Annotated in this window: 22 protein-coding genes, 1 tRNA gene and 1 pseudogene; 12 read left to right on the top strand and 12 right to left on the bottom strand. The window is 72.6% G+C overall.

Going from position 1 to position 26,950, the window contains the following annotated elements:
* Positions 1-17 precede the first annotated feature (17 nt).
* The 5 genes from JQN84_RS09660 to argS form a co-directional block, all read right to left on the bottom strand.
* Positions 18-3,290 (bottom strand): efflux RND transporter permease subunit, encoded by a 3,273-nt coding sequence (locus tag JQN84_RS09660; protein ID WP_204957989.1) that lies wholly within the window; start codon positions 3,288-3,290, stop codon positions 18-20.
* Positions 3,291-3,426: 136 nt separating this feature from the next.
* On the bottom strand, positions 3,427-4,476 hold the full coding sequence (gene thrC / locus JQN84_RS09655; protein WP_204957988.1) for a threonine synthase: 1,050 nt from the start codon (positions 4,474-4,476) through the stop codon (positions 3,427-3,429).
* Between the two features lie 114 nt (positions 4,477-4,590).
* Positions 4,591-5,904, bottom strand: coding sequence for a homoserine dehydrogenase (locus JQN84_RS09650; RefSeq protein ID WP_204958216.1), 1,314 nt, complete (start codon positions 5,902-5,904; stop codon positions 4,591-4,593).
* A gap of 8 nt (positions 5,905-5,912) precedes the next feature.
* Positions 5,913-7,298 carry a diaminopimelate decarboxylase gene (lysA, locus tag JQN84_RS09645; RefSeq protein ID WP_204957987.1) on the bottom strand — a complete coding sequence of 462 codons (1,386 nt, stop codon included), beginning with the start codon at positions 7,296-7,298 and terminating at the stop codon, positions 5,913-5,915.
* Positions 7,299-7,303: 5 nt separating this feature from the next.
* A complete protein-coding gene (gene argS / locus JQN84_RS09640) occupies positions 7,304-8,968 on the bottom strand; it encodes an arginine--tRNA ligase (protein WP_204957986.1) in 1,665 nt (554 codons plus the stop codon).
* A 98-nt stretch (positions 8,969-9,066) separates the two neighbouring features.
* Here argS and JQN84_RS09635 point away from each other — a divergent pair, with 98 nt between their 5' ends.
* From JQN84_RS09635 to JQN84_RS09620, 4 genes are all read left to right on the top strand, one after another.
* Positions 9,067-9,885, top strand: a complete 819-nt coding sequence (locus JQN84_RS09635; protein ID WP_204957985.1) for a thioredoxin-like domain-containing protein — start codon at positions 9,067-9,069, stop codon at positions 9,883-9,885.
* A 10-nt stretch (positions 9,886-9,895) separates the two neighbouring features.
* Positions 9,896-10,561 carry a DUF305 domain-containing protein gene (locus JQN84_RS09630; RefSeq protein ID WP_204957984.1) on the top strand — a complete coding sequence of 222 codons (666 nt, stop codon included), beginning with the start codon at positions 9,896-9,898 and terminating at the stop codon, positions 10,559-10,561.
* Positions 10,562-10,745: 184 nt separating this feature from the next.
* Positions 10,746-11,441, top strand: a complete 696-nt coding sequence (locus tag JQN84_RS09625; protein WP_204957983.1) for a winged helix-turn-helix domain-containing protein — start codon at positions 10,746-10,748, stop codon at positions 11,439-11,441.
* Positions 11,442-11,550: 109 nt separating this feature from the next.
* Positions 11,551-11,625 (top strand) — tRNA-Arg (locus JQN84_RS09620).
* A gap of 208 nt (positions 11,626-11,833) precedes the next feature.
* On the opposite strand, the gene ligD is transcribed toward JQN84_RS09620, so the two are convergent.
* Complete coding sequence (gene ligD / locus JQN84_RS09615; protein ID WP_204957982.1) at positions 11,834-12,793, bottom strand: non-homologous end-joining DNA ligase; 960 nt, start codon at positions 12,791-12,793, stop codon at positions 11,834-11,836.
* Between the two features lie 200 nt (positions 12,794-12,993).
* Here ligD and JQN84_RS09610 point away from each other — a divergent pair, with 200 nt between their 5' ends.
* The 3 genes from JQN84_RS09610 (at position 12,994) to JQN84_RS09600 (ending at position 16,205) form a co-directional block, all read left to right on the top strand.
* A complete protein-coding gene (locus JQN84_RS09610; protein ID WP_239485203.1) occupies positions 12,994-13,326 on the top strand; it encodes a winged helix-turn-helix transcriptional regulator in 333 nt (110 codons plus the stop codon).
* Between the two features lie 85 nt (positions 13,327-13,411).
* Entirely contained in the window at positions 13,412-13,999 is a 588-nt protein-coding gene (locus JQN84_RS09605; RefSeq protein WP_204957980.1) for a TetR/AcrR family transcriptional regulator, read from the top strand.
* Positions 14,000-14,012: 13 nt separating this feature from the next.
* Complete coding sequence (locus tag JQN84_RS09600) at positions 14,013-16,205, top strand: MMPL family transporter (RefSeq protein ID WP_204957979.1); 2,193 nt, start codon at positions 14,013-14,015, stop codon at positions 16,203-16,205.
* A 91-nt stretch (positions 16,206-16,296) separates the two neighbouring features.
* Here JQN84_RS09600 and JQN84_RS09595 read toward each other — a convergent pair whose 3' ends face one another.
* Positions 16,297-17,553, bottom strand: a complete 1,257-nt coding sequence (locus JQN84_RS09595) for an erythromycin esterase family protein (protein ID WP_204957978.1) — start codon at positions 17,551-17,553, stop codon at positions 16,297-16,299.
* Positions 17,554-17,643: 90 nt separating this feature from the next.
* On the opposite strand from JQN84_RS09595, the gene JQN84_RS09590 reads away from it, so the two are divergent.
* Entirely contained in the window at positions 17,644-17,835 is a 192-nt protein-coding gene (locus JQN84_RS09590; protein ID WP_204958215.1) for a DUF2795 domain-containing protein, read from the top strand.
* Between the two features lie 33 nt (positions 17,836-17,868).
* On the opposite strand, the gene erm is transcribed toward JQN84_RS09590, so the two are convergent.
* Entirely contained in the window at positions 17,869-18,699 is an 831-nt protein-coding gene (erm, locus tag JQN84_RS09585; protein ID WP_204957977.1) for an ErmE/ErmH/ErmO/ErmR family 23S rRNA (adenine(2058)-N(6))-methyltransferase, read from the bottom strand.
* Between the two features lie 522 nt (positions 18,700-19,221).
* Positions 19,222-20,127 carry a Gfo/Idh/MocA family protein gene (locus tag JQN84_RS09580; protein ID WP_204958214.1) on the bottom strand — a complete coding sequence of 302 codons (906 nt, stop codon included), beginning with the start codon at positions 20,125-20,127 and terminating at the stop codon, positions 19,222-19,224.
* A gap of 249 nt (positions 20,128-20,376) precedes the next feature.
* Here JQN84_RS09580 and JQN84_RS09575 point away from each other — a divergent pair, with 249 nt between their 5' ends.
* Positions 20,377-20,781: a hypothetical protein gene (locus JQN84_RS09575; RefSeq protein WP_204957976.1), complete on the top strand. Its 405-nt coding sequence runs from the start codon at positions 20,377-20,379 to the stop codon at positions 20,779-20,781.
* Positions 20,774-21,267: pseudogene (locus tag JQN84_RS09570) on the top strand (hypothetical protein). The gene JQN84_RS09575 and the pseudogene JQN84_RS09570 overlap by 8 nt, the downstream one beginning before the upstream one ends.
* Here JQN84_RS09570 and fabG read toward each other — a convergent pair.
* The gene (gene fabG / locus JQN84_RS09565) at positions 21,240-21,998 is read right to left on the bottom strand and encodes a 3-oxoacyl-ACP reductase FabG (RefSeq protein WP_204957974.1); all 759 of its coding nucleotides are present in this window, start codon (positions 21,996-21,998) and stop codon (positions 21,240-21,242) included. The pseudogene JQN84_RS09570 and the gene fabG overlap by 28 nt on opposite strands.
* 92 nt (positions 21,999-22,090) lie before the next feature.
* Positions 22,091-23,743, bottom strand: a complete 1,653-nt coding sequence (locus JQN84_RS09560; protein WP_204957973.1) for an alpha-amylase family protein — start codon at positions 23,741-23,743, stop codon at positions 22,091-22,093.
* An 82-nt stretch (positions 23,744-23,825) separates the two neighbouring features.
* On the opposite strand from JQN84_RS09560, the gene JQN84_RS09555 reads away from it, so the two are divergent.
* Together JQN84_RS09555 and JQN84_RS09550 are read left to right on the top strand one after the other, a co-directional pair.
* Positions 23,826-24,440 (top strand): DUF1349 domain-containing protein, encoded by a 615-nt coding sequence (locus JQN84_RS09555; RefSeq protein ID WP_204957972.1) that lies wholly within the window; start codon positions 23,826-23,828, stop codon positions 24,438-24,440.
* Between the two features lie 158 nt (positions 24,441-24,598).
* Complete coding sequence (locus JQN84_RS09550) at positions 24,599-25,270, top strand: DedA family protein (RefSeq protein WP_204957971.1); 672 nt, start codon at positions 24,599-24,601, stop codon at positions 25,268-25,270.
* Positions 25,271-25,339: 69 nt separating this feature from the next.
* Here the strand turns inward: JQN84_RS09550 and JQN84_RS09545 are convergent, their stop codons facing one another.
* Positions 25,340-26,902 carry a cellulose binding domain-containing protein gene (locus tag JQN84_RS09545; RefSeq protein WP_204957970.1) on the bottom strand — a complete coding sequence of 521 codons (1,563 nt, stop codon included), beginning with the start codon at positions 26,900-26,902 and terminating at the stop codon, positions 25,340-25,342.
* Positions 26,903-26,950: the final 48 nt, after the last annotated feature.

Genomic DNA, 26,950 nt, shown 5'->3' with positions numbered 1-26,950 from the left:
GACGCGGCCGGGACGGACTACTCGGTAGGTGGCAGCGGCGACCGGCGGCTCTTCGGCAGCCGCAGCACCTCGAACTGGTCGGTGCCGTCCACCAGCGCCGCCGACGGGGTCGGTCGGGCCGACGGTTCACCCGACGCCTCGGCCGCCGGGGCACCCACCGGCGTCGGCACCTCCGCGGCCGGCTCGGCGGGCGTCCCGGTGGGGCCGCCCTCGTCGGAGGCCCGCCCCCGCCGGCCGGCCCGCCGCTCGCGCAGCGACTCCTTGGTGCGTTCCACCATCGTGTAGAGGGTCGGCACCAGGACCAGGGTGAGCAGGGTCGAACTGAGCAGCCCACCGATCACCACCACCGCGAGCGGCTGGGAGATGAAGCCGCCCTCGCCGGTCAGCCCGAGGGCCATCGGCAGCAGCGCGAAGATCGTCGCCACCGCCGTCATCAGGATCGGCCGCAGCCGACGCCGGCCGCCCTCGACCACCGCCTCGGTGATGCCCATCCCCTGCGCCCGGTACTGGTTGATCAGATCCAGCAGCACGATCGCGTTGGTCACCACGATGCCGACCAGCATGAGCACGCCGATCAGCGCCGGCACACCCAGCGGGGTCCCGGTGACCAGCAGCAGGGCGATCGCGCCGGTCGCCGCGAACGGGACGGAGATCAGCAGGATCAGCGCCTGGGTGATGCTCCGGAACGTCGCCACCATGATCAGGAAGACGATCGCGATCGCCGCCAGCACCGCCAGGCCCAGATCGCCGAAGGCGTCCTCCTGCTGGGCGCTCGCGCCACCCACGGCGATCGTCGCCCCCGGCACGTCCAGATCGTCCAGCCGCTTCTTCAGCTCGGCCGTCGTCGCACCGAGGTTGGAGCCGGTGGCCGTGCCGGTCACCGAGACGCTGCGCTCACCGTCGATCCGGGTGATCTGCTGCGGCCCCTCGCCCCGGGTGACGTCGGCGATGTCGTCGAGCTTCACCGGGCCCACCGGCAGCGCCCGCAACTGCTCCTCGGTCAGCGGCGGGGCCGCCGTCGTCCGCAGCACCACGTCCTGCTGGCCGCCGTCGAGGGTCACCCGGCCCAGCGCGCTGCCCCGGTACGCCTGCGACACCAACTGCCCGACCGCGGCCTCACTGAGCCCCACCCGGGCCGCGGCGAGCCGGTCGACCGTCACGTTGACCCGGGGCACCCGGTCGGCCAGGCTGGTGGCGACGTCCTCGACGCCGGGGGTGCCCGCCATCGCCGCCCGGACCTGGTCGGCGGCCCGGTTCAGGGTGTCGGTGTCGGCGGCCTGGACGACCACCTCCAACTGGCTGCCGGACGTGGCACCCTGCCCGTTGCCGAAGCTCAACTCGCCGGCCCCGGACCCGAGCCGGTCGAACTCCCGGCGCAGGACCTCCTTCATCTCCTTGGCGTCGGTGTCCCCACCGAGCGCCACCGACCACTGGGCGGTGTTGTTGCCCCCGCCGCCCAGCCACGGCTGGTCGTTGCCGCCCGCGCTCACCTGGTAGGTCTCGACCCCGTCGGTACGTGCCAGCACCCCCTCGACCAGGCGGGCCGCCGCGTCGGTCGCGGCCAGCCCGGAGCCGGCCGGTAGCTTCTGGCTGATGTTCAGGGTGTCCTGGCCCGAGTCGTCGAGGAAGTTGGTCTCCAGCTTCTGGGCCAACCCGAACGTGCCGAACAGCAGCAGGATGCCCACCGCCACGGTGATCCACCGGGTCCGGCGGGTCCGGGTGGCGAACCCGATCGCCGGCAGGTACGCCCGCTGCAACGGGCTGCGCAGTTCCTTGGCCTCGGCGGCCCGGCGCACCGCCTCGTCCGCCCCGTCCCGCGGCGGCTTGAGGAACCAGTACGCCAGCACCGGGATCACCGTCAGCGACACCAGCAGCGAAGCGAGCAGGGCCACCGTGACGGTGATCGCGAACGGCGCGAAGAGCTGCCCGACGAAGCCACCCACCAGGGCGATCGGCGCGAACACCGCGACCGTGGTGAGCGTCGACGCGGTCACCGCCCCGGCCACCTCGCGGACGGCGGCGACGATCGCGTCCCGCTTGGGTTCGCCGTACTCCAGGTGGCGTTTGATGTTCTCCAACACCACGATCGAGTCGTCCACCACCCGCCCGACCGCGATGGTGAGCGCACCCAGGGTGAGCAGGTTGAGCGAGTAGTCGCCGATCCACAGGGCGAGCAGCGCCACCACCACCGACAGCGGGATGGAGACCGCGGTGACCAGGGTGGACCGGACCGACAGCAGGAAGACCAGGATCACCACGACCGCCATCAGCAGGCCGAGCAGTCCCTCGGTGGTCAGGCTCTCGATCGACTTCTCGACGAACGGGGCCTGGTCGAACACGATGGTCAGCTCGGCGCCGGAGGCGGACCGCAGGTCGTCCAGCCGGTCCCGGATGTCGTGCGAGATCCGTACGGCGTTGCCGTCCTGCGCGGCCGTCACCTGGACGCCGATGCTCTCCTTGCCGTTGGTACGGGTGATCGCGGTGGCCGGGGCGAGCTGCTGCTCGACGGTCGCCACGTCACCGAGCCGGACCGGAGCGGCCTTCGGCGCGGTCGGGGTGAGCGCGATGCCCCGCAACTGGTCGAGTGTGGTGACCGGGGCGCCCACCTGCACCGGCAGCGCGGTGGTGCCGTCGACGACCGCGCCGGCCGGGACGGCGATGCCGTTGGACTTCAGCGCGGTGGCGATCGCGGTCGGGGTCAGCTTGGCGGCGGCGAACTTCGCCGGGTCCGGCACGATCGTCACGACCTGCTCGCGGGTGCCGGTGACGGCGACCGTGCGGACCCCGTCGATCCCCTCCAGCTCCGGCACCACCGTGTCGCGCAGCTTGGCGGCGAGGGCCTGCTCGTCGCCACCGCCGGTGGCCGCCAGCACCACGGCCGGCAGGTCGTCGGTGCTGCCGGTGACGACCTGCGGGTCGACCTCCTCGGGCAGTTGCGCGTCGAGCCGGCTCAGCGCGGTCTGCATCTTGTTGGCCACGTCGTCGATGTCGGTGCCGAAGACGAACTCCACCGCGATCGTCGCCGACCCCTCCCGCGAGGTGGAGGTGACCTTCTCCAGGCCGGGAATGCTCCGGAGACTGTTCTCGATCGGCTCGGCGACCTGCGCCTCGACGATCTCCGGCGAGGCGCCCGGGTAGACCGCGACGACGAACGCGCCGGGGAACTCCAGCGAGGGCAGCAACTGCTGCTTGAGCGAGGGGACGGCGAACGCCCCGAACGCCGCGGTCACCACCGCGATCAGGGCGACGAGCCCCCGGTTGGCGAGGCTGGATCTGGCGAGCAGCGACATCGGCGTGGCTCACTCCTGGGAGAGGGGACAGCGTGAGGAAAGTCTGCCCGACCCGGTCTCCCCCACCTGTCACGGGGTGGTCACCCGACGGCCCGGCCGACGGGGGACGGCACCGTCGCCCGGCGCGGGGCGGGAATCAGGCCAGGTCGAGGGAGCGGGCCGCGGTCAGGGCGTCGTTGGCGATGGTGATCGGGGCGGGGGCGGTGGAGATCGCCCACTCCGGGTCCTTCAGGCCGTGGCCGGTGACCGTGCACACCACCGTCGACCCGGCCGGCACCCGACCCTCGGCCCCCTGCTGGAGCAGCCCCGCCACGCTGGCCGCGCTGCCCAACTCGACGAAGACCCCCACCTCCCGGGCGAGCAGCCGGTAGGCGGCCAGGATCTCGCGGTCGGTCACCGCGGCGATCAGCCCCTGCGAGGTGTCCCGGGCGTCGAGCGCCTTGGTCCAGCTCGCCGGGTTGCCGATCCGGATGGCGGTGGCGATGGTCGACGGCTCCGGCACCACCTGGCCGCTGACGATCGGGGCCGCCCCGGCGGCCTGGAAGCCGTACATCTTCGGGGCGCGGGTGGCGTTGCCGGCGCGCAGGTCCTCCGAGTAGCCCATCCAGTAGGCGGAGATGTTGCCGGCGTTGCCGACCGGCAGGCAGTGGATGTCGGGGGCGTCACCGAGCGCCTCGACGATCTCGAAGGCGGCCGTCTTCTGGCCGTGCAGCCGGTCCGGGTTGACCGAGTTGACCAGGGCCACCGGGAAGTCCTGGGCGAGCTTCGAGGCCAGCGCCAGACAGTCGTCGAAGTTGCCCTGCACCTGGAGCAGCTTGGCCCCGTGCACCAGCGCCTGGGCCAGCTTTCCCAGCGCGATCTTGCCCTGCGGCACCAGCACCGCGCAGGTGATCCCGGCCCGGGCCGCGTACGCCGCGGCGGAGGCGCTGGTGTTGCCGGTGGAGGCGCAGATGATCGCCTTGTCGCCGGCCTCGACCGCCTTGGAGACGGCGACGGTCATCCCCCGGTCCTTGAACGAGCCGGTCGGGTTGGCCCCCTCGACCTTGAGGTAGACGTCCGCGCCGAGCCGGGCGGAGAGCGCCGGCGCGGGCAGCAGCGGGGTGTTCCCCTCGTGCAGGGTGACCACGGGCGTGGCGTCGGTGACCGGCAGCCGGTCCCGGTACGTCTCGATCAGGCCCCGCCACATGTCGCTCTCCTCGCCTCTGCCGCCCCGGTCGCGCCGGAGCCCCTGCCAGCCTGGACCAGCCTCGCCCATCGCGCCCCGGCACACCCACCGATAACCATCAGGCGAGACGCCCGGTCACGCCCCGCCCTCGACCCGCAGCACGCTGGCCACCGACCGGACGATGTCCAGCCCACGCAGCTCCCGTACCGTCGCGGCGAGCGCGGCGTCCGGGGCGACGTGGGTGACGATGACCAGGTCGGCGTCCTCGCCCCGGCCCGCCGGGCCGCCACCGGCCGGCCCCTGCCGGACGGTGGCGATGGACACGTCGTGCCTGGCGAACACCCCGGCCACCGCCTGGAGCACACCCGGCCGGTCGACCACGTCGAGACTGATGTGGTAACGGGTCAGCGCCTCGCCCATCGGCCGGACCGCCAGGTCGGCGTAGGCGGACTCGCTGGCCGCATGGGCGCCGGCGAGCCGGTTACGGGACACCGCGACCACGTCGCCGAGGACCGCGCTGGCCGTCGGCGCACCACCGGCCCCCCGGCCGTAGAACATCAGCTGCCCGGCCGCCTCGGCCTCGACGAAGACCGCGTTGAACGCGTCGCCGACGCTGGCCAGCGGGTGGGTCAGCGGGATCATCGCGGGGTGCACCCGGACGCTGACCGTCTCCCGGCCGGCCGCGTCGGTGCCCCGGGCGGCGATGCAGAGTAGTTTGATGGTGCAGCCCATCGCCTTGGCGCTGGCCATGTCGGCGACGGTGACCTCGGTGATGCCCTCACGGTGCACGTCGGCGGCGGTGACCCGGGTGTGGAAGGCCAGCGACGCCAGGATGGCGGCCTTCGCGGCGGCGTCGAAGCCCTCCACGTCGGCGGTCGGGTCGGCCTCGGCATACCCCAGCTCGGTCGCCTCGTCCAGCGCCTCGGCGAAGCCGGCACCGGTGGCGTCCATCGCGGAGAGGATGAAGTTGGTGGTGCCGTTGACGATGCCGGTGACCCGGTTGATCCGGTCGCCGTGCAGCGACTCGCGCAGCGGGCGCAGCAGCGGGATCGCCCCGGCGACGGAGGCCTCGTAGTAGAGGTCGGCCCCGCCCTCGGCCGCCGCGTCGTGCAGGGCCGCGCCGTCCTCGGCGAGCAGCGCCTTGTTGGCGGTGACCACGCTCTTGCCGGCGCGCAGCGCCTCCACCAGCCAGCTCCGCGCCGGCTCGATACCGCCGACCACCTCGACGACGACGTCCACGTCGTCGCGTTTGATCAGGCCGAGCGGGTCGGTGGTGAACAGCGCCGGGTCGACGGGGAGGCCACCCCGGTCCCGGCCGAGGCGGCGCACGGCGATACCGGCGATCTCCAGCGGAGCACCGATCCGGGCGGCCAGGTCGGCGGCCTGCTCGTGCAGCAGCCGGACCACCTCGCTACCGACCGTTCCGCAGCCGAGCAGAGCCAAGCGCACAGGTGACGTCATCCCACATCCAAAGCGAGCAGGTCTTCTTCGGTCTCCCGCCGTACGATCAGCCGGGCTCGGCCGTCACGCACCGCTACCACCGGGGGGCGGGGCACATGGTTGTAGTTGCTGGCCATGCTCCGGCAGTACGCCCCCGTGCCGGGGACCGCGACAAGATCTCCGGGCTGCACGTCGGCGGGCAGGAATTCATCCTTCACCACGATGTCCCCGGACTCACAATGCTTTCCCACCACGCGGGCCAGCAGTGGCTCGGCGGTCGAGGTCCGGCCGGCCAGCGTCGCCGAGTACGAGGCGTCGTAGAGGGCGGTCCGGATGTTGTCGCTCATCCCGCCGTCCACGCTGACGTACGTGCGCAGCCCGTCGACGTCCTTGACGGTGCCGACCGTGTAGAGGGTGAACACGGCGGGGCCGACGATGGCCCGGCCCGGTTCGATCGACAGGTGCGGGACGGCCAGGTTCTCCGCCGCGCACTCCGAGTCGACGATCTTGCGGAGCCGCTTGGCCAGTTCCGCCGGGGTTGACGGGTCGTCCTGGGTGGTGTAGGCGATGCCGAAGCCGCCGCCCAGGTCCAGCTCGGGCAGCTCCACCCCCCGGGCGTCGCGGATCTGCGCCTGCAGGGCGAGCACCCGGCGGGCGGAGACCTCGAAGCCGCTGGTGTCGAAGATCTGCGAACCGATGTGCGAGTGCAGCCCGCGCAGGTCCAGCACACCCTCGTCGATGACCCGGAAGGCTGCCGCGGCGGCGGCCCCGCCGGCCAGCGAGAACCCGAACTTCTGGTCCTCGTGGGCGGTGGCGATGAACTCGTGGGTGTGCGCCTCCACCCCGACGGTGACCCGGATCAGCACGCCGGGGCGGACCCCGCGTTCCCGGGCCAGCGCGGTGAGCCGGTCGATCTCGGTGAACGAGTCGAGGATGATCCGCCCCACCCCGGTGTCCAGCGCCCGGGTCAGCTCGGCGACGGACTTGTTGTTGCCGTGGAAGCCGATCCGCTCGGCGGGCATCCCGGCCGACAGCGCGGTGGCCAGCTCGCCGCCGGAGCAGACGTCCAGGTGCAGGCCCTCCTCGGCGATCATCCGGACCACCGCCCGGCAGAGGAACGCCTTGCCGGCGTAGTAGACGTCCACGTCGGGGAAGGCGTCCCGGAAGTCCCGGGCCCGCGAGCGCAGGTCGTCCTCGTCGAGGATGTACGCCGGGGTGCCGTACCCGGCAGCCAGTTCGCGGACGTCGAGGCCCGCGACGGTCAGCGCGCCGCCCGCGCCGCGCTCGACCTGGCGCGGCCACAGCTGCGGGACCAGGGCGTTGACGTCGGCCGGCGAACGCAGCCAGCCCGGCCCCCGGTCTCCGATGTCGCCGTGCAGGGCACCGGCTTCGTGGGCACGCATCAGGGCTACATCCTCTCCGGGGCGGTGACGCCGAGCAGGCGCAGCCCGTTGGCGATCACCGTGCGGGTGGCGTCGTTGAGCCAGAGCCGGGCCCGGTGCAGGTCGGTGACCTCCTCGTCGCCGCGCGGCAGGACCCGGCAGTTGTCGTAGAACCGGTGGTACGCCCCGGCCAGGTCCTCCAGGTAGCGGGCCACCCGGTGCGGCTCGCGCAGCTCGGCGGCGGCGGCGACCACGGCGGGGAACTCGGCGAGCGCCTTGAGTAGCTCGTTCTCCTTGTCGTGGTCGAGCAGCTCGGGATGGAACCCGGTCCCGTCGCCCCGGCTCAGGCCGACCTCGGCGGCGTTGCGGCCGACGCTGGCCGTGCGGGCCGCGACGTACTGCACGTAGTAGACCGGGTTGTCGCGGGTGGCCCGGGTCCACAACTCGACGTCGATGTCGATCGGGGAGTCGCTGGAGTAGCGGGCCAGCGCGTAGCGGGAGGCGTCCACCCCGATCGCGTCGACCAGGTCCTCCAGGGTGACCACGGTGCCCGCGCGCTTGCTCATCCGCAGTGGTACGCCGTCACGGACCAGGTTGACCAGCTGGCCGATGAGGATCTCCAGGTTGACCGCCGGGTCGTCGCCGAAGCAGGCGGACATCGCCTTCATCCGCCCGATGTAGCCGTGGTGATCCGCGCCCAGCATGATCACGACCCGCTCGAAGCCGCGCTCCCGCTTGTCCAGGTAGTAGGCGCAGTCGGCAGCGAAGTACGTCCACTCACCGTTGGACTTGCGCAGCACCCGGTCCTTGTCGTCACCGAAGTCGGTGGTGCGCAGCCAGGTCGCCCCGTCGGCCTCGTACAGGTGGCCCTGCGCGCGCAGCCGGTCCAGGGCGAGGTCCAGCTCACCCCGGTCGTGCAGGTCCTTCTCGTTGAAGTAGGTGTCGAACTCCACCCCGAAGCCGCGCAGCGAGGACCTGATCTCGGCGAACATCAGCGTGACGCCCTCGACCCGGAACACCTCCTGGGCCTCGCCGTCGGGCAGGTCGAGCACGTCCGGCCGGATCGCCCGGACCTGCTCGGCGATCTCGGCGATGTACGCCCCGCCGTAGCCGTCCTCGGGGGCCGGCTCGCCCTTCGCCGCGCAGAGCAGCGACCTGGCGAACCTGTCGATCTGCGACCCGGCGTCGTTGAAGTAGTACTCGGTGCCGACGTCGGCGCCGGTGGCCCGCAGCAGCCGGCTGAGCGCGTCGCCGACGGCCGCCCAGCGGACCCCGCCGATGTGCACCGGGCCGGTCGGGTTGGCCGAGACGAACTCCAGGTTGATCCGCTGGCCGGCGAGCCGGTCGCTGCGGCCGTACTCCTCGCCGGCCTCGACGATCACCCGGGCGAGCTGGCCGGCGGCGGCGGCGTCGAGCCGGATGTTGAGGAAGCCGGGGCCGGCGATCTCCACCGACTTGATCCCGGCCGCCCGACCGAGCTGGTCGGCCAGCGCGGCGGCCAGCTCCCGGGGCGGGACGCCGACCTTCTTGCTGAGCTGGAGGGCCAGCGTCGAGGCGTAGTCGCCGTGGTCGGGGTTACGCGGTCGCTCCACCGCCGTGTGCGCCGGAAGCGCGGCGGGGTCGAGCCCGCGCTCGCGGAAGACGGCGTGGGCTGCGGAGAGGACGACCTCGGCGAGTTCTGCGGGAGTCACCGAACCATGTTATCGGGGGTAGACTCGGGCACTCGGCGGCGACCCTGAGCGTCACCCGGCCCGCCAGTTCCCCTGACCGACCGACCTGACGAGGGACGATGAGCATCAGCACCCCGGGCGGCCCGCAGCGCCGTCCGACCGTGGTCAGCACCGGTAAGAAGCCGGCGGCGGGCCGGCCCGCCGCCGGCGCCAGCAAGCCCGGGGCCGCCAAGTCCACGGGCACCCCCCGGCAGACCTCGGGCGGCAAGGGCCCGCGCAAGCCGATCACCCCGGTGAAGGTCAGCCAGGGCCGGTCCTGGGGCCCGATCGCCCTGTTCGTCGCCGTGGGCGTGCTCGCTGTCTCGATCATCGGTTACGGCGCGTACGCGGCCTTCCAGGGTTCCAAGTCGTGGGAGCAGCGGGCCGCCGAGATCGACGGTATCGTCGACTTCCGGGAGAAGGACCCCAAGCTCGTCCAGGGCGGCCAGCACCAGCAGGGCGCGATCAAGTACGACGTGCTCCCGCCGGTCGCCGGCCCACACAACCCGGCCTGGCAGAACTGCATGGGCGACGTCTACGACGCCCCGATCGCCAACGAGCACGCGGTGCACAGCCTGGAGCACGGCACGGTGTGGATCACCTACCGTCCCGACCTGCCGGCCGACCAGGTCAGCAAGCTGCGCGGCAAGGTGCAGGGCGTCGAGAAGGCCATGCTCAGCCCGTTCGAGGGGCTGGACAAGCCGATCTCGCTGCAGGCGTGGGGCTACCAGCTCAAGGTCGACAACGCCGACGACAGCCGGATCGACGAGTTCATCAAGACGCTGCGGGTGAACGCCTCGGTCGAGGGCCCGAACGCCAACTGCGGTCAGGGCATCACGGCCACCGGCACCGCCCCGCGCGACAACGTCCCGCAGCAGCAAGAGATGCCCACCCAGTGAGGACGTGGCGATGACCGCTCCCGCGACGACCGACACGCCGCCCGTCGAGCCCCCGGTCACCCCCGCAGGTGACCGGCGGCCCGCCGGCCGTTACGGCGTGCTCGTGCTGGCCGCCGCCATCGTGGTCGGCCTCCTGCTCGGGTACGCCGGCGGCCTGCTCACCCCGACGTTGACCCGGCCTGGCGACAGCTCGGCGGAAGCCGGCTTCGCCCGGGACATGAGCACCCACCACGCCCAGGCGGTCGAGATGGGGCTGATCGCCTTCGACCGGGGCACCGACCCCGAGGTGCGGCAGATCGGCGGTGACATCGCCACCGGCCAGCAGGGCGAGATCGGCACCATGCAGACCTGGTTGCGGTCGTGGGGGCTCGACCCGACCGGCAGCGAGCCCCGGATGGCCTGGATGCCCGACGGGGCCAGGGTCGAGAACGGTCTGATGCCGGGCATGGCGACGCCTGAGGAGATGGCCAAGCTGCGCGTCGCCCAGGGACGCGAGCTGGACGTCCTCTTCCTCCAGATGATGATCAAGCATCACCTCGGCGGCATCCACATGATCCAGGGCATCCTGGACGCCGGCAGCGACGACGACGTCCTCAAGGTCGCCCAGATCATGAAGAACACCCAGCAGACCGACCTGACCAACCTGCAGAACGCGCTGAAGCGCCTGGGTGGCTGACCCGCCCGACCTCCTGGGAGGCCCGCGTACCGCCCCGGCGGACGCGGGCCTCCGCGCATCCACCGACTCCACGGCAGGTTATGGGCGATTTGCATCTTTAGCGCGCTGCGCACCTTTGAGCCCCTACGAGAGCTTTCTACCCACATATCGTGACCAGTTGCGATTAGTGCTCGTTGCGTAGGACGTGGGGGTTGCACTCAGAGACGCGCGGCGCTCGGTCACCAGTTGGTGCCGACGCCACACCATCGGCGGTGACGGAGCGGTGGCAGCCGCCCGTCGCGGACACCGGCAGGGCGAGTCGGGAGCGCTCAGCCGGGAACAGGAACTCGAACTGATCGACGTACTGCGCGGCGTCCACCCCGACGGGTTCGGGCTGGACGAGGAACTCTGGACGCGCCAGAGCCTCGCCGCGCTCATCCAACGCCGCTTCGACCTCACCATGGACGCCGGCACCGTCGGGGCGTACCTGCGGGCCTGGGGGCTGGGCCCCCGGGAACCACGCGAGCGGGCCTGCGGGCTCTGCGTCGGTGCGGTCGAACGCTGGGTACGCGGCGAGTACCCGGCCATCACCCGGGCCGCCCAGGAACACGACGCGGAGGTCTACTGGATCGGCCGGGTACGCCTGCGCGGCACCATGCCCGCCGCCGAGGTGATCTCGGCGGTGTCGTCCCGGGGCCGGGTCCGGTTCATGGTCACCACGCCGAGCGTGGACCCGCCGCTGCCCCGCGACTTCGTGCTCCGGCTCAGCGGCGTCGACCAGCACCCGGTGCACCTGATCGTGGACGGCTCCTGGCCCCGCAACGAGTGGCCCCGCCGGCTGCCCCGGCGCATCGTCCTGCACCCGCTGCCGAGCTGCGGACGCACCCTGGCCGCCGCCTGAACAGCCCGCCCGACGTCACGGTCGCCCAGGTCAACGGGGAGAACCGGGGGGTGCCGGGTGGCGATTCGGTGATCCGGAAGGGGGTTTGCTACTCTTCTCAGGTCGCTGAGCCCCCGTAGCTCAGGGGATAGAGCACCGCCCTCCGGAGGCGGGGGCGCAGGTTCGAATCCTGCCGGGGGCACCACGGACGACCAGCACGATAAGGCCGCTGAGCAGGGGAAACCCGATCAGCGGCCTTCGTCGTGTGTCCGGCCGTCAACGACCCGGGCGGGCTTCCGGGTCACCGCGACGATCCACGCAGTATCGCCCCCGTGGCGCTGTCCCGGCTCGATGATGCCGCTCCATCGGCCCACAGGAGTCGATCACCACCCGGCCGGGCGGGCGACGGCCGGTCAGGGGTTTTCGCGGCGGGCCCGGGCGCGGCGTTTACCCTCGTGCATGGCCTGCACCCGGGGCACCGGGATGGTCCGCCCCTCGGCCACCAGGCCGGCCGGGAGCCGCTGCGGTGCGGGCATCGCACCGGTCCACGGGTCGCGGTCGCCGAGCATCGCCGGGACGGTCCGCACGGTGAAGTCGGCCGGGGTGACCCGGTCGAGCTCGTCCCAGGCAACCGGGAAGGAGACCGGCAACCCGGGGCGCATCCGGGGGCTGTACGCGGCGACCACCGTCGCCCCGCCGGCCCGGGTGGGGTCGACGAAGACCCGGCCGCCCCGGTCCTCCCGGATGAAGGCGGTGGTCGCCGCCTGCGGGTCGAGACGTTCGGTGTGCACGGCGAGCGCCCGGGTCGCGGCGGCCACCTCCTCGGCGGTGGTGTCCGGGTGCACCGGTACGAAGACGTGCAGTCCCTTGGCGCCGCTGGTCTTCACCGCGCCGGCCAGCCCGACGTCGGCCAGCGCCCGGCGGACCGCCCCGGCGACCCGGGCCACCGTCGGGAAGGCGTCCCCCTCGGGCGGGTCGAGATCGAGCACGAGGTGGGTGGGCTGCTCGGGACGGGTCGCGGTGACCAGCGCCGGGTGGTATTCGACGGCCCGCTGGTTGGCGAACCAGAGCAGGGTGCGCCGGTCGTCGCAGAGCGCGTACGACACCTGGCGGTGCGAGGTCTCGGCCCAGATCGCGGTGCGGCGTACCCAGTCGGGGGTGTATTTCGGCAGGTTCTTCTGCATGAACGGCTCCTGCCCGCGCAGCAGCCGGACCACCGACAGCGGCCGGTCGCGCAGGCCGGGCAGGATGCGGTCGCGTACGGCGTCGAGGTAGTCGACCAGGTCCCGCTTGGTCAGGTCGCTCCCGGCGAGCAGCGGCTGGCCCAGATTGGTCAGGCCGACCCCGTCCCGTGTCTCCTCCGCCCCACCCATCCGCCCACCCTCCCGGGCGTGCCGGCCGGGCGCAACCCCGACACGGGTCGACCGCCGGCCCCGTCGTCGGGGTGTCCGTCTGTGACCATGGCACCGGCGGAAGGAGACCCCTCGTGTCCCGGGAACACAGCGACGGCCACACCGGCGGGCAGCAGGACGGCGACGAGTGCGACGGCGGCGGACGGGACGGCGACTGCACCCTGCGGGAGGCGCTGGACCGGGTGGGCGGCAAGTGGGCGATCGGCATCCTGCTGGCCGCCTCCCCCGGCCCGGTCCGCTTCTCGGAGCTGACCCGGCAGGTCGAGGGGATCAGCCGCCGGATGCTCACGTTGACCCTGCGCAACCTGGAACGGGACGGCCTGTTGCACCGCCGGGTGCACCCGGGCGTGCCGCCGAGGGTGGAGTACCGGGCCACCCCGATGGCGTTGGAGCTGTACGAGCCGTTGCTGGCGCTGACCGCCTGGGCGCAGCGGCACCGTACGGCGATCAGCGAGGCGCGGGCCGCGTACGACCGGGGGCACGGCCGGGGGTGAGGGGCACCGCCCTGTGGCGAACGCCACCGACTTCCTCTGACCGATCGGTCAGTGTCTGACCGATCGGTCAGGCATGCTGGAACGCATGATCCGACGTACCCCCCGCACGCACGGCGAGATCCTCGCCGCAGCGGCCCGGCGGTTCGCGGTGACCGGCTACAAGGGCACCTCGTTGCAGGACATCGCCCGCGAGGTGGGCTGCTCCAAGGCGGCGGTGCTCTACCACTTCGCCGGCAAGGAGGCCCTGCTCGCCGAGCTGATGGCGGGACCCATCGCGGCCCTCTGCGAGCTGGACGAGCGGATCTCGGCGCTGACCGGCGCGGCGGCGCAACGCGTGGCGGCGGAGGGCTTCGTCGACCTCGCGGTGCGGTTCCGGGGTGAGATCGCGCTGCTGCGCGGGGAGTTCCCGGAACTGCTCGCCCAACCGGCCTTCGCCCACATCCAGCGCATCTCCGAGCGACTGATCGAGGCGATGACCGGCCCCGACGGCGGGCAGGACGCGCGGGTCGCCGCGCTGGTGCTGCTCGCCGGCATCGCCGAGGGGTGCGGCGCGTTCGCCGACATCCCCGACGAGGAGCTGCGCCCCGCCCTGCTGGCCGTCGCCCAGCGGGTGCTCGTCACCCCCACACCGCCGCCACCACGGCCACCTCTCGACCACCAACACCAGGATTGAGGACAAGGATCTGATGGCGACCCTGCTGTACCGGCTAGGCCGGGCATCGTTGCGCCGCCGGCGACTCGTCATCGCCGTCTGGCTCGTCGTACTCGTCGGCCTCGGCATCGCCGCCGCCACCCTGAGGGGCCCGACGGCCAGTAACTTCACCATGCCCGGCACCGAGTCGCAGCAGGCGTTGGACCTGCTCGCCGAGCGGTTCCCGGCAGCCAGCGGCGCCACCGGCACCATCGCGGTGAAGGCACCGGCCGACGGCCAGTTGACCACCCCTGACGGGCAGGCCGTGGTGAAGGGGGTCGTCCAGGAGGCGGCCACCCTGCCCGGCGTGGTCGGCGCGGTCGACCCGTACCAGTCCCAGGCGATCACCCCCGACGGCCGCTACGCGCTGATCCAGGTGCAGTTCGCCACCGGCGCGGACGACGTCACCGACGACCAGCGGACGGCGTACGAGAAGGTCGGCGCGCAGGCCGAGGCGCAGGGGTGGCAGATCGCCCCCGGCGGTGAGGTGCTCAACTCCGAGCCGGAGGTCGGTTCGACCGAGGCGCTGGGTGTGCTCGTCGCCGCGATCGTCCTGATCATCACGTTCGGTTCGCTGGTCGCGGCCGGGATGACCATGCTGAACGCGCTGATCGGCGTCGGGGTCGGCATGGCCGGCCTGTTCGCGCTCAGCAGCGTGGTCGAGCTGACCAGCACCGCGCCCATCCTGGCCCTGATGCTCGGCCTGGCGGTCGGCATCGACTACTCGCTGTTCATCACCTCACGGCACCGGCAGCACCTGCTCGAAGGGCTCACCCCGGAGGAGGCGGTCGGCCGGGCCGTCGGCACCGCCGGTTCCGCCGTGCTCTTCGCCGGCGCCACCGTGGTCATCGCGCTCGCCGGCCTCGCCGTGGTCGGCATCCCGTTCCTCACCGTGATGGGTCTCGCCGCCGCCGGCACGGTCAGCGTGGCGGTGCTGGTGGCGATCACCCTCGCCCCGGCGCTGCTCGGGTTCGCCGGCCGCCGGGTGCTGCCCCGCAAGCTGCGCAACGCTCCGCCGGCCGGGGCCACCGAGGCCGTCGACGCCGTGCCGACCGCCGAGGACCGCTCCGGCTTCGGGTTCCGCTGGGCGCAGTGGGTGACCCGGCTGCGCATCCCGGTGATCCTGGTCGGCCTGCTCGGTCTCGGGCTGCTCGCCCTGCCCGCCCAGGACATGCGGATCGCCCTGCCGGACGCCAGCACCGCCCCGGTGGGCAGCCCGGCCCGCACCAGCGCCGACCTGATCCGGGAGGGCTTCGGTCCGGGCTTCACCGGCCGCCTCGTCGTGGTGGTCACCGCAGACTCGCCACAGGACACCGCAGCCGCCGTGCCGCAGGTCGCCGCGCTGGTCCAGCGTACGGAAGGGGTGCTGGCGGTGGCCCCGCCGCAGCTCGACCCGTCAGGCCGCACGGCGCTGATCGGGGTGATCCCGAAGAGCGGGCCGACCGACGCGGCCACCGAGACGTTGGTCCACGACATCCGGGACCGGGTGGGTTCGATCGGCAACGCCGAGGTGCTGCTGACCGGCGTGACCGCGATCGGCATCGACGTGTCCGAGAAGCTGTCCGACGCGATGCCGGTCTACCTGCTGCTCGTGGTGGGGCTGTCGATCCTGCTGCTGATGCTGGTCTTCCGGTCGATCCTGGTGCCGGTGAAGGCCGCGCTGGGCTTCCTGCTCACGGTGGCCGCCACCTTCGGCATCACCGTCGCGGTGTTCCAGCAGGGCCACCTCGCCAGTCTGGTCGGCCTGGACAGCCCGGCCCCGCTGATCAGTTTCCTGCCGATCCTGCTGATCGGCATCCTGTTCGGCCTGGCCATGGACTACGAGGTCTTCCTGGTCTCCCGGATGCGGGAGGACTTCGTGCACGGCGACACGGCCCGGCAGGCCACCATCAACGGGATGGGGCACGGGGCGCGGGTGGTCACCGCCGCCGCGCTGATCATGATCTCGGTCTTCGGCGGCTTCGTCTTCCTCGACGACCCGGTGATCAAGTCGATGGGCTTCGCGCTCGCCGTCGGTGTCGCCATCGACGCCTTCGTGGTCCGGATGACCATCGTCCCCGCCGTGATGTCCCTGCTGAACAACCGGGCCTGGTGGCTCCCCCGCTGGCTCGACCGGTCCCTCCCCAACGTCGACATCGAAGGCGAAAACCTCCGCGCCCACCTCGACAAACACCCGGTCAACGCCTGACCCTGCCGATCATGGAGTTGTGGTGCCCGACCGGGGGGCTTTCGCCCCTTTCATCCGGCACCACAACTCCATGATCCACGCAGGAGTGGGGTCAGAGGCCGGTGGGGTAGGTTTCCAGTTCGCCTACGGTGGGGTGGGTGGGGAGCGGGTGCAGGGCGGTGGTGTGGTCGCACCAGATGAGGGCGTCGTAGCGGTCGGCCAGCCGGGTCGGCACGTAGTTGCCCCAGCGTTCGAAGGTCGGGTCGTAGACCACCCCGATGGCCCGGTGCTCGACGGTGCCGGTGACCCAGTCGGGCTGGTCGGGGCCACCGAAGACGAGCACCGCCCGCTCCGGCAGCAACCCGTGCAGCCGCCACTCCACCGAGCCCTCCCGGGCCGGCGGCACCGTCATCACCTCGGCCGGTGAACCCCAGTGCGGAGCGGCGACCACGGTGCCCCGGTAGCCGCCGAAGCCGATCAGCGTCACCGCGTCCCGGCCGAGGCGTTCCCGGGCGAGCTGACCGATGTTGACCATCCCGTCGCCGGCCATGTCGGTGGCGCGGGCGTCCCCGATGTGGGTGTTGTGCGCCCAGACGATCCCCCGTGACCCCGGGCCGTACCGGGTGAGCAGCCGGTCCAGGGTGTCGGCCATGTGGATGTCACGCACGTTCCAGGAATCCGGACCGCCGTGCACCATCGCCCGGTAGTACCGCTCCGCGCCGGCCACCACCTCCGCGTTCTGCCAGGCCGCGAACGCGTCCGGGCCGTCCGAGGCGACGTGTGCCCGGGTACGCGACAGCAGCCGGATCACCTCCTCCTCGCAGCGCGCCGAGACGAACCGGCTGGCCGCGCCGTACTCCTCGACCCGCCGCCCGTACGGCTCGAAGCACCGGTACGCGTCCTGCGCCGCCTCCATCGACTTCGGGTCCTCCTCGCCGAGGTAGTCGAAGATGGCCTGCATGGACTCCCACAGGCTGTAGACGTCGAGCCCGTGGAAACCGGTCCGGTCCCGCTCCGGACGCTCCAGGTTCCACGCCCGCAGCCAGTGGCAGAACCGGTCCACCTCGGCGTTGGCCCACATCCAGGTCGGCCAGCGGGTGAACCGGCCCAGCGCGGTACGCGGGTCCTGCGCGCCGCCGGGCGCGCCCACCACCGACCGGTGCACCCGGTCGCAGTCCGGCCAGTCCCCCTCCACCGCCACGAAGTCGAACCCCTGCTCGGCGATGAGGCGTCGGGTGAGCTGTTCACGCAACCGGTAGTAGTCGTAACTGCCGTGCGTCGCCTCGCCGATCATCACCACCCGGGCGTTCCGGGCGCGCTCCAGCAGCGGGTCGAAGTCGCTCGGCGTACCGAGCCGCTGTACCAGCATGGGCGGGGCTACCCGGCAGGGTCGGCGGACAAACCGCCGTCCGGTGCGCGGCGGCCGGTGTGTCGGCGGGTGGAACGGGTAGCCGGCGGCATGACCGTCACCGGGATGCAGTTGCAGGAGTACCTGGCCGGGCTCGACTACCCGGTCTCCCGTGAGGACCTCATCCGCTGGGGTCAGGAGAACGGTGCCAGCACCGAGCTGCTCCAGATGCTGCGGGCGCTGCCCGCCGGGCAGTTCGACGACCCGGCCGAGCTGAACGAGGCTCTCGGCACCCTCGCCTGAGCCGCCCGCCCGGCCCACTCCCGCCCCGGTCGGTCACCACCGGCGACCACCGGCGTGCCGCGGTGCCGTCGGGGCGTGCAGCAACCGGAACAGCACCAGCCACTGCTCCGGCCAGACCAACCCGACCGGGGTCGCCGGGTCGAGCCGCGCCGCCCGCAGCGCGCCGTCGACCCGCCGGCCCGGATGCGCCGCGCGCAGCGAGGCCGCGAGCGACCCGCCCGCCCCGCCGAACCCCAGCTCCACCATCTTCCGGTACGCGGGCAGTCCGGCCGGGTCCAGCAACGCCGCCGGCCGGCGTTCGATCCGCAGGATGCCCCCGTCGACGCCGGGCACCGGGCGGAACGCGGTCCGGGCCACCCGGCCGGACAGCCGCCAGTGGTACTCCGGCCAGGTCAGCACGGTCAGCCGGCTCCACCGGCCGAGGTCGCCGGTCCGCTTGCGGGCGTACTCCCACTGGGTGAGCAGGGTGGCCGCGCGCAACCGGGGCGCGGCGAGACACCAGCGGACCACCGCCGCCGTCAGCGACCAGGGAACGTTTCCGACGACGGCGAACGGCTCGTCGGGGGGCGCGGCGGTCAGGAAGTCGGCCTGCCGGTGCTGCACGTGCGGCAGCGTCGCGCACACCGCCGCCAGGGCGGGGACGACGCCCGGGTCGACCTCGTAGGCGATCAGCCGGCCGCACCGCTGCGCCAGCGGCCGGGTCAGCTGGCCACGCCCGGCACCCACCTCCAGCAGCAGGTCGTCCGGGCCGGTGCGGGCCGCCCGGACCATGCGGGCCACGGCGGCCGGGTCGGCGAGGAAGTTCTGGGACAGTACGCGACGGGACCGGTCGCGTGCGGTGGTGCGGTCGGGGCGGGGCGCCACGGGGCTCGTCCTGTCTGTCGCCGCTCGGCGACGGTACGGACAGGCACAGCACACTGCCGGGCCTGTCCGAGTGGATCGGGACTCGGACGGCCCTGGAGAGATCGGCGGGGACGCGACGCGAAGAGAGCGCAGCCGGTGGCAGGCCGGGTGGTGCTTCGGGTCAGGCGCGGTGGGCGTCCCGGCCGGCCAGGGCCGGACGCCGGACTCGCGGGCGGGCCACCAGGAGGGGGCCCCGCGCGGCCGACGTGACGGCCACGGTGATCAGGGCGTGCATACACATGGCGGCCACGCTAGCGCACACCCCACGGTGCGCAACGCGTTTTCCGGCGTTCCACCACGACCCCGCCGGCCGCCGATCCGGCCGACAGGACAACTCTTGCCCGCCCACCGTTATGACGCCGGGGCATATTGATGACTCTCAGGAATGACGTCCGGGGCAGCACGTCGAACCCGTCACCGACACGCCGGCCGACGCCCCACCTGACCACGACCGGCCTGACCGGGGGCGGCACGGGGCGGGGCTCAGGGCTGGAGGTCGACCGTACGGGCCTCGGCGCGGGCGGTCTCCGCAGCCGCCAGGACCGCCACCACCTCCCGGCCGAACCGGACGTCACACAGGTGGTCCCGGTCACCCGAGTCGACCTGCCCCAGCAGTTGGTCGACGGCCGTACCGAATGCGGTCAGCGCGTTGCCGTCGCCCGGCGGTACGGCCTCGACACCGTCGTCGCCGTAGAGGACGACGTCCCGGGTCAGCGCAGCCGGCGGCGCATCCAGGGTCAGCGACAGCGCACTCGTCGCACCGCCGCCGTGGGTGAGCAGCAGGTGCACCATCCCACCGGGGCCGTCCAACGCGGCGACCCGGGTGACCCGGCCGAGCACCGGCACCACGATCGAGAGCGCGTGCGGTCCGATGTCCCACAGCGCCCCCTGCTCCCGCCGCCAGGAGGAGCCGGCGTACGGGCTGCCGGGCTGGTAGATCGAGGCGAACAGGGTGGCGCGGGCGTGGTGCCAGCCGCCGGCTGCGGCGGCGGCGGTGAGGAAGCCGTCGACGTTCGGGTGGAACCGCTGGGTGAAGAAGACCACCGAGGCCACCCCGGCGGCCCGCACCGCCGCGACCAACCGGTCGGCGTCGGTGAGGGTCAGCGCCAGGGGCTTGTCCAACAGCAGGTGCCGGCCGGCAGAGGCGGCCCGGACGGCGATCCCGGCCTGCACGTCCGGGGGCAGTGCCACGGCCACCGCGTCGCAGGCGTCGAGCAGCGCGTCGACGTCGTCGAAGGCCGGGACGCCGTGCCGGGTGGCCAGCGCGGCGGCCTTCTCCGGGTCGCGTCCCCAGACCCCCACCAGCTCGGCGCGGGGATGCGCGTCAATCCCCGCGCCGTGCGTCTGTGCCGCCCAGTGACCGGTGCCGAACAGGCCGAACCGCAGCACGAGGTACCCCCGGTCTCGTCGGGCCACGCGACACCGTGGCCGTCACCCACGCTAGCCGCCCCGGCCGGGCCACGCAGCCGGGACCGGGCCGGGAGCGCCGGAGTCCGCGTGGCGACCGGCCGGCTACACCGCCCACTCCGGTGGGACCGGTTCGCCGGACCGGGACCGGGGCATTCGGGACGGGGACCGGGACGACGGCGATTACTACGCCGGTTAGTAGGCTGTGCCGGTGACCGAGACACCGATCGGATGGCGGCGATGACCGGCGCGGCGTCGGCCGGTTCGCCGGTGGACGGGGTGCTCGCCACCGTGACGATCGGGCTGTCGCTCGTACTCGCGCTGTGGGCGCTGGTGGCGGCGGTCCGGCACCGGCCGCCGGACCTGGTGCAGTCCGTCGGCCTGGGCCTGCTGGAGGTGGCGCTGCTCGCGCTGACCGTGCTGGCCCTGGTCGCCGTCACCGGGGGTGAGCGGCCGGGCGAGCCGGGCGCGTTCTTCGGCTACCTGGTGACGCTGGTCTGCCTGCCCCCGCTGGCCTGGGTGCTGGCCCGGATGGAACCGACCAGGTGGGGGTCGGCGATCGTCTGCGCCGTCTGCCTGGTCCTGCCGGTGGTCGTGGTCCGGCTGCAACAGACCTGGGAGGTCGTCGGTGGCTGACACACCGACGGCGCGACGCGCCACCAACGCGGGGCCGGGGCGGCTGCTGATCGCCGTCTACATCCTGTTCGCCATCGCCGCCACCTCCCGGGCCGGGCTCCAGATCGCCACGAAGTTCGACGAGGCGCCGGTGGCGTACCTGCTCTCGGCGGTGGCCGCGCTGATCTACATCGTGGCGGCGGTCGGGCTGGCCCGTGCCGGGCACGCCGGCCGCCGGGTCGCGCTGGCCTGCTGCTCGGTGGAGCTGGTCGGGGTGGTCGGCGTCGGGGTGCTCAGCCTGGTCGACCCCGAACTGTTCCCCGACGAGACGGTCTGGTCCGGCTTCGGCAGCGGGTACGGCTACATTCCGCTGGTGCTGCCCGTGCTGGGCCTGCTCTGGCTGTGGCGCACCCGCCACGCCGCCGACGCCTGACGCGGACGCCTGACGTCGGCTCCCGGCGCGGGCGCACCGGCCCCGGTCAGTCCTTCGGGCCGCCCGCGACGTAGATGACCTGGCCGGAGACGAACGACGCGCCCTCGCTGACCAGGAACGAGATGGTGTGCGCGACGTCCTCCGGGCGGCCCGGACGGCGGACCGGGATCTCGGCGGCGGCGTGCTTCTGGAGGTCGTCGAAGTCGACCTTCATCCGGGCGGCGGTGGCGGCGGTCATGTCGGTGACGATGAAGCCGGGGGCGACCGCGTTGACCGTCACCCCGAACGGCCCCAGCTCGATCGCGAGGGTCTTGGTGAAGCCCTGGAGGCCGGCCTTGGCCGCCGCGTAGTTGGCCTGGCCCCGGTTGCCCAGCGCGGAGGTGCTGGAGAGGTTGACGATCCGGCCGTACTTCTGCTCGACCATGTGCCGCTGGGCGGCCTGGCTGAACAGGAACGCGCCGCGCAGGTGCACCCCCAGCACGGTGTCCCAGTCGGCGTCGGTCATCTTGAACAGCAGGTTGTCCCGCAACACCCCGGCGTTGTTGACCAGCACGGTCGGCCCGCCCAGTTCGGTGGCGACCCGCTCGACGGCGGCCTCGACCTGGTCCCGGTCGGCGACGTCCGCGCCGACGCCGAGGGCCCGGCCACCGGCGGCGGTGATCGCCTCCACGGTCGGCCCGGTCGCCGCCTGGTCGATGTCGACCACGGCGACGGCCATGCCGTCGGCGGCCAGCCGACGGGCGGTGGCCGCGCCGATGCCGCGCGCGGCTCCGGTGACGATGGCGACGCGGGACTCCTCCGACATGACTACCTCCCGGTAACTTCTGGCTCGACCGAGGAGCCTACCCGCCCCGACGCCCGTCGGCGTCCCGGCCGGGACGCCGACGGGCCTGCCGGTCAGTAGGTGGTGGAACGGCAGAGCCGGATCCAGCGGTAGCCGTGCCCGCCCAGCTTCAGGCTGTCCAGCTTGCCCACGTCGCCGTAACCCCGGTCGGTCAGGACGTCTATCGGCAGGTCCGCCTCGGGGGCCACGCTGCTCAGGTCCACCTCCACGTCCTCGGTGCCGAGGTTGTGCAGGAAGACCATGGTGCCGGTGGGGCCGTCGGCGCGGTGCGCGAGCACCCCGGCCGGCATCGGCACGTCGATGTGCGTGGTCGAGCCGGAGCCGATCTCCGGGGCCTCCCGCAGCGTCCGGATCATCCGCTCGAACCAGGCCAGCAGCGACGTCGAGTCGCGCCGCTGGGCGGTGACGTTGACCTGCTGGTAGCCGAAGTCACCCTGGTCGATCACCGGGCGGATCAGCTTCTCCGGGTCCGCCGTGGAGAAGCCGCCGTTCTCCTTGTACGACCACTGCATCGGGGTACGGATCGCGTCCCGCCCGTCCAGCGCGAGGTTCTCCCCCATCCCGATCTCCTCGCCGTAGCGCAGCACCGGCGTGCCGCGCAACGAGAACTGGAGCGCGTACGCCAGCTCGATGTGCCGCCTGTCGTTGCCGAGCATCGGGGCGAGCCGCCGCCTGATGCCCCGGCCGTAGAGCTGCATGTTCTCGTCCGGGCCGAACTTCGCCAGCACGTCGTTGCGCTGGTCGGAAGTGAGCCGGGACAGGTCGATCTCGTCGTGGTTGCGCAGGAAGGTGGCCCACTGGCCGCCGGTGGGCAGCTTCGGGGTGTCGCGCAGCGCGTCGATGATCGTCTCCGGGTCCTCCCGGGCGAGGGCGAGCATCAGCCGGCCGTTGAGCATGAAGTCGAAGAGCATGTGGATGCGGTTGCCCGAGCCGCTGCCGTCGCCGAAGTAGACCGGGAGCTGGTCCGGCTCGACGTTCGCCTCGGCCAGCAGCACCGCGTCGCCGCGTCGCCACTGCACGTGCTGCCGCAGGTCGGTGAGGAAGTCGAAGTCCTTGGGCGCGTCCGGGTTACCCGGCTCGGTCCGCTCGATGATGAACGGCACCGCGTCCATCCGGAACCCGGAGACGCCGAGCTGGAGCCAGAACGAGGTGATCTTCTTGATCTCGGCGCGGACCTTGGGGTTCTCGATGTTCAGGTCCGGCTGGAACTTGTAGAAGCGGTGGTAGTACCACGCCTTGGCGGTGCGGTCGTAGCTCCACGTCTCGTGCTGCTCACCAGGGAACACCATGCCCTGGTGCCGGTCCGCCGGCTCGTGGTCGGCCCAGACGTACCAGTCACGGTACGGCGAGTCGGGCGAGGACCGGGCGGACTGGAACCACGGGTGCTGGTCGGAGGTGTGGTTGACCACCAGGTCGATGATGACCCGGATGCCCCGGTTCTGCGCCTGGTGCAGCAGTTCGGCGAAGTCACCGAGGGTCCCCAGCCGCGGGTCGACGTTGTAGAAGTCGGTCGCGTCGTATCCGTCGTCCTGGTTGGGCGAGGGATGGATCGGGTTGAGCCAGAGGCAGGTCACCCCCAGCCGCGCCAGGTAGTCGAGCCGGCCGATCAGGCCCCGGAAGTCACCGACCCCGTCACCGTCGGAGTCCGCGTACGTGTCGACGTCGAGGCAGTAGACGACGGCCTCGGAATACCACCTGTCACCCATGCCGGCCTAATGTCTCCGGTGCGCCGCCGCCGCAAACGCGAGCCCCGTTCCGACCTCGACCCTGCAGGGGTACGGTCCGGGCATGGCTGCGCATCCGACGGACGGCTCCCGCACGCTCGACTGGGACGAGGGCCGGTGGCTGCACCCACCGGTACGGGTGGACCGGACCGACGACGGCGCGCTGCTGGTGGAGCCGGCCGCCAACAGCGACCTGTGGCGGCACACCGGCTACGGCTTCGTCCACGACGACGGGCCGGCACTGCTCGCCCCGCTGCCGGCCGGTGGCGCGGTCGAGGTGGACTTCCTGCTCGACTACGCGGAGCAGTTCGACCAGGCCGGCGTGCTGGTGCGGGTGGACGAGCGGAACTGGATCAAGGCCGGGGTGGAGGTCAGCGACGGCCTGCCGCAGGTGGGCGCGGTGGTGACCAGGGAGTTCTCCGACTGGTCGGTGGCCCCGGTGCCGGACTGGCAGGGCCGGGAGGTGACCGTACGGGCGAGCCGCGACGGCGACGCGCTGACGGTCCGGGCACGGGTCGCCGACGGGCCGTGGCGGCTGGTCCGGCTCGCCCCGCTCGACCCGGACGCGGTGGCGTTGGCCGGGCCGTTCTGCTGCGCGCCCACCCGGGGCGGGCTGACCGTCCGGTTCACCGGCTGGCGGCAGGGGCCGGCGGACCGGGAACTGCACCCCTGCGACTGAGCCCCGGCTCAGCCGGCGGGGCCGCCCGGTCGGCACGACGGCGCAGGTCGCAGCGCCCGGCCGGGCGCGGACGGGGTGGGCTCACTCACCCGCAGGGTGTAAGTGGCGGTCGGCTGGGTACCACTGTCCGATCCCGCCGGCCTGCTGGAAGGACGCCCATGGCTCTCGCCGAGAACGTCGACCCGAACCAGTTCACCGGGCTGACCGGATGGGTGGCGGGCGTCATCGACTCCCTCGGCGCGGTCGGGGTCGCCTTCCTGGTGGCGCTGGAGAGCATCATCCCGCCGATCCCGAGCGAGATCGTGCTGGCGATGGCCGGCTACCTCGCCGCCGAGGGCCGGTTCAGCCTGGTGGTGATCATCCTCGCCGCGACCGTCGGTTCGCTGGTCGGCGCGCTGGTGCTCTACTGGCTCGGCGCGGCGATCGGCGAGGAACGGCTCAAGCACTGGCTGGACCGTATCCCGCTGGTCGACCGGGACGACCTGGAGAAGGCCGACCGCTGGTTCGAGCGGCACGGCCGGTGGGCGGTGCTGATCGGCCGGCTGGTGCCGGTGGTGCGCAGCCTGGTCTCCGTCCCGGCCGGCGCGAACCGGATGCCGATGGGCGAGTTCGTGCTGCTCACCACGCTGGGCAGCGGGGTGTGGAACGCGCTGGTCGTCGGTCTCGGCTACACGTTGGGCTCGCGCTGGCAGGACGTGGAGAAGTACAGCGACTGGTTCAACTACGCCATCTTCGCGGTCTTCGCCGTCATGGTCGTGAGCTGGGCCGGCAAGAAGATCCGCGCCCGGCGCGACCGCAACGACAGGCAGTCGGTGAGCACCGACCGCTGACCGGGTCACCGCGCCGGCCCGGTTCAGCCCGGTGGGGCCGCCGGAGCGGCCGGCCCCACCGGGCGGTGCTCAGAACCTCGCGGTGATCGAGGTGAATTCCCAGGTGCCCTGGCTGATGCCGGAGCAGTTGGCGACCACTCCCCCGTCCGGGCAGGCCCGGTCCCGGTTGACCGACCAGAAGGTGAACCGGGACAGCCCCCGGGCCTTGGCCCAGTCCCGCAGCTGCGTCCAGGTGGCCGGCGAGGTCAGCTCCCGCTGGTCGGACAGGCCGTTCATGCCGCTGATGCCCATGTGGGCGTACGCGGTGGCGTCGGACCAGCCGAACGCCGACTTCAGGGTGGCCTTCAGCCCCTCGGCGGCGTTGACGCTGTTCTGGTACATGTTCGCCCCGCCACCGAAGTCGAACGGCATGATCGTGAACGTGTCGATGTTCGCGCCGAGCGCGGCGGCCTGGTTGATCAGCCGGGTGCCGTAGTACGACGGCCCGGTGGTCGAGGTGCCGAAGGTGATGATCGTCTTGATCCCCGGATTGTTCTGCTTGACGATCTTCAGCGCGCCGAGGATGCGGTCCTGCACCACCTCGTTCTCGAACTCGTCGCTGTTCTCGATGTCGATGTCGATCGCCTTCAGGCCGTACGCGTTGATCACCTGCTGGTACGCCCCGGCGAGGGCGCTGGCGGACGCGCAGTTCGGGCCGAGCTTGTTGCCGCTCCAGCCGCCGAACGACGGGATGACGTCGCCGCCGGCCGCCCGGATCGCGGCGATGGTGTTGGCGTGCGCGCCCCCGGTGAGCGGCCCGGAGCCGTCCCAGGCCGGGGTGCAGCCACCGCCGGAGAGCACGAACGCGATGGTGAACCACTTCACCCCGGTCGCCCCCATCACCGTCGCCGGCGCGGGCGGGTCACCCCAGCCCGGGTAGAGGTAGGGGGCGGCGGCCATGGTGCCGTTACCGCCGGTGCAGCCGGTGGTGGTGGCCGACACCGCTGCCGACTTCGCCGACTCGCCGGCCGCGTTGTACGCGGTGACGGTCCAGCTGTGGGTGGAGCAGGCGGCCAGCCCGGAGACGGTGGTCGAGGTGCCGGTGACGGTGGCCTTCACCGTGCCGCCCTCGTAGATCCGGTAGCCGGTGACCGTGCCGGAGACGGCGTTCCAGGCCAGCGTGGCCGACGACGCGGTGGTGCCGGTGACCCGTAGTCCGCCCGGGGTGGCCGGGCCGGTCGGGTTGCCGGGGCCGCCGCCGGTGCAGGACGCGCCATTGACCGTGCAGTTGGTCGGGTCGCCGGTGCCGGCGACGACGAAGCCGAAGGTGGTGCTGGCACCCGGCGCGAGGCTGCCGTTCCAGCTCTGGTTGAGGGCGGTGACGCGCTGGCCGGAGCTGCTCAGCCGGGCGTCCCAGAACGAGCCGACGGTGCTGCCCGAGGGCAGGTCGAACACGACGGTCCACGAGCTGATCGCGGTCGAGGTGTCGTTGGTGACGGTGAACTTGGCCTCGTATCCGCTGCCCCAGCTGGCGGTGCGGACGAAGGCGGCGGTGGCGGCGGACGCGGCCGGCGGGGCCACGAGCGCGCCGGTGACCAGGGCGGCGGCGAGTGCGACGGCAAGGGTGGCCGCGCGGGGGGAGCGGAGTCTCACGGGTGGCCTCCAGTGGACCGGGGGTGGGGGCGTCAAGGGGGGTGACCG

The organism is Micromonospora humidisoli (genome assembly GCF_016900955.1).
Taxonomy (GTDB): Bacteria; Actinomycetota; Actinomycetes; order Mycobacteriales; family Micromonosporaceae; genus Micromonospora; species Micromonospora wenchangensis.
The sequence above is the reverse complement of the archived record's forward strand: the minus strand, read 5'-3'. Positions and strand labels throughout refer to the sequence as shown.

What these genes read in the sequence shown, in the direction of transcription:
- JQN84_RS09660 (WP_204957989.1), bottom strand. Translation starts at nt 3,290, where the DNA reads ATGTCGCTGCTCGCCAGATCCAGCCTCGCCAACCGGGGGCTCGTCGCC.
- thrC (WP_204957988.1), bottom strand. Translation starts at nt 4,476, where the DNA reads ATGTGGCGGGGCCTGATCGAGACGTACCGGGACCGGCTGCCGGTCACC.
- lysA (WP_204957987.1), bottom strand. Translation starts at nt 7,298, where the DNA reads ATGCGTGCCCACGAAGCCGGTGCCCTGCACGGCGACATCGGAGACCGG.
- JQN84_RS09635 (WP_204957985.1), top strand. Translation starts at nt 9,067, where the DNA reads ATGAGCATCAGCACCCCGGGCGGCCCGCAGCGCCGTCCGACCGTGGTC.
- JQN84_RS09630 (WP_204957984.1), top strand. Translation starts at nt 9,896, where the DNA reads ATGACCGCTCCCGCGACGACCGACACGCCGCCCGTCGAGCCCCCGGTC.
- ligD (WP_204957982.1), bottom strand. Translation starts at nt 12,793, where the DNA reads ATGGGTGGGGCGGAGGAGACACGGGACGGGGTCGGCCTGACCAATCTG.
- JQN84_RS09605 (WP_204957980.1), top strand. Translation starts at nt 13,412, where the DNA reads ATGATCCGACGTACCCCCCGCACGCACGGCGAGATCCTCGCCGCAGCG.
- JQN84_RS09600 (WP_204957979.1), top strand. Translation starts at nt 14,013, where the DNA reads ATGGCGACCCTGCTGTACCGGCTAGGCCGGGCATCGTTGCGCCGCCGG.
- JQN84_RS09595 (WP_204957978.1), bottom strand. Translation starts at nt 17,553, where the DNA reads ATGCTGGTACAGCGGCTCGGTACGCCGAGCGACTTCGACCCGCTGCTG.
- JQN84_RS09590 (WP_204958215.1), top strand. Translation starts at nt 17,644, where the DNA reads ATGACCGTCACCGGGATGCAGTTGCAGGAGTACCTGGCCGGGCTCGAC.
- JQN84_RS09575 (WP_204957976.1), top strand. Translation starts at nt 20,377, where the DNA reads ATGGCGGCGATGACCGGCGCGGCGTCGGCCGGTTCGCCGGTGGACGGG.
- fabG (WP_204957974.1), bottom strand. Translation starts at nt 21,998, where the DNA reads ATGTCGGAGGAGTCCCGCGTCGCCATCGTCACCGGAGCCGCGCGCGGC.
- JQN84_RS09560 (WP_204957973.1), bottom strand. Translation starts at nt 23,743, where the DNA reads ATGGGTGACAGGTGGTATTCCGAGGCCGTCGTCTACTGCCTCGACGTC.
- JQN84_RS09555 (WP_204957972.1), top strand. Translation starts at nt 23,826, where the DNA reads ATGGCTGCGCATCCGACGGACGGCTCCCGCACGCTCGACTGGGACGAG.
- JQN84_RS09550 (WP_204957971.1), top strand. Translation starts at nt 24,599, where the DNA reads ATGGCTCTCGCCGAGAACGTCGACCCGAACCAGTTCACCGGGCTGACC.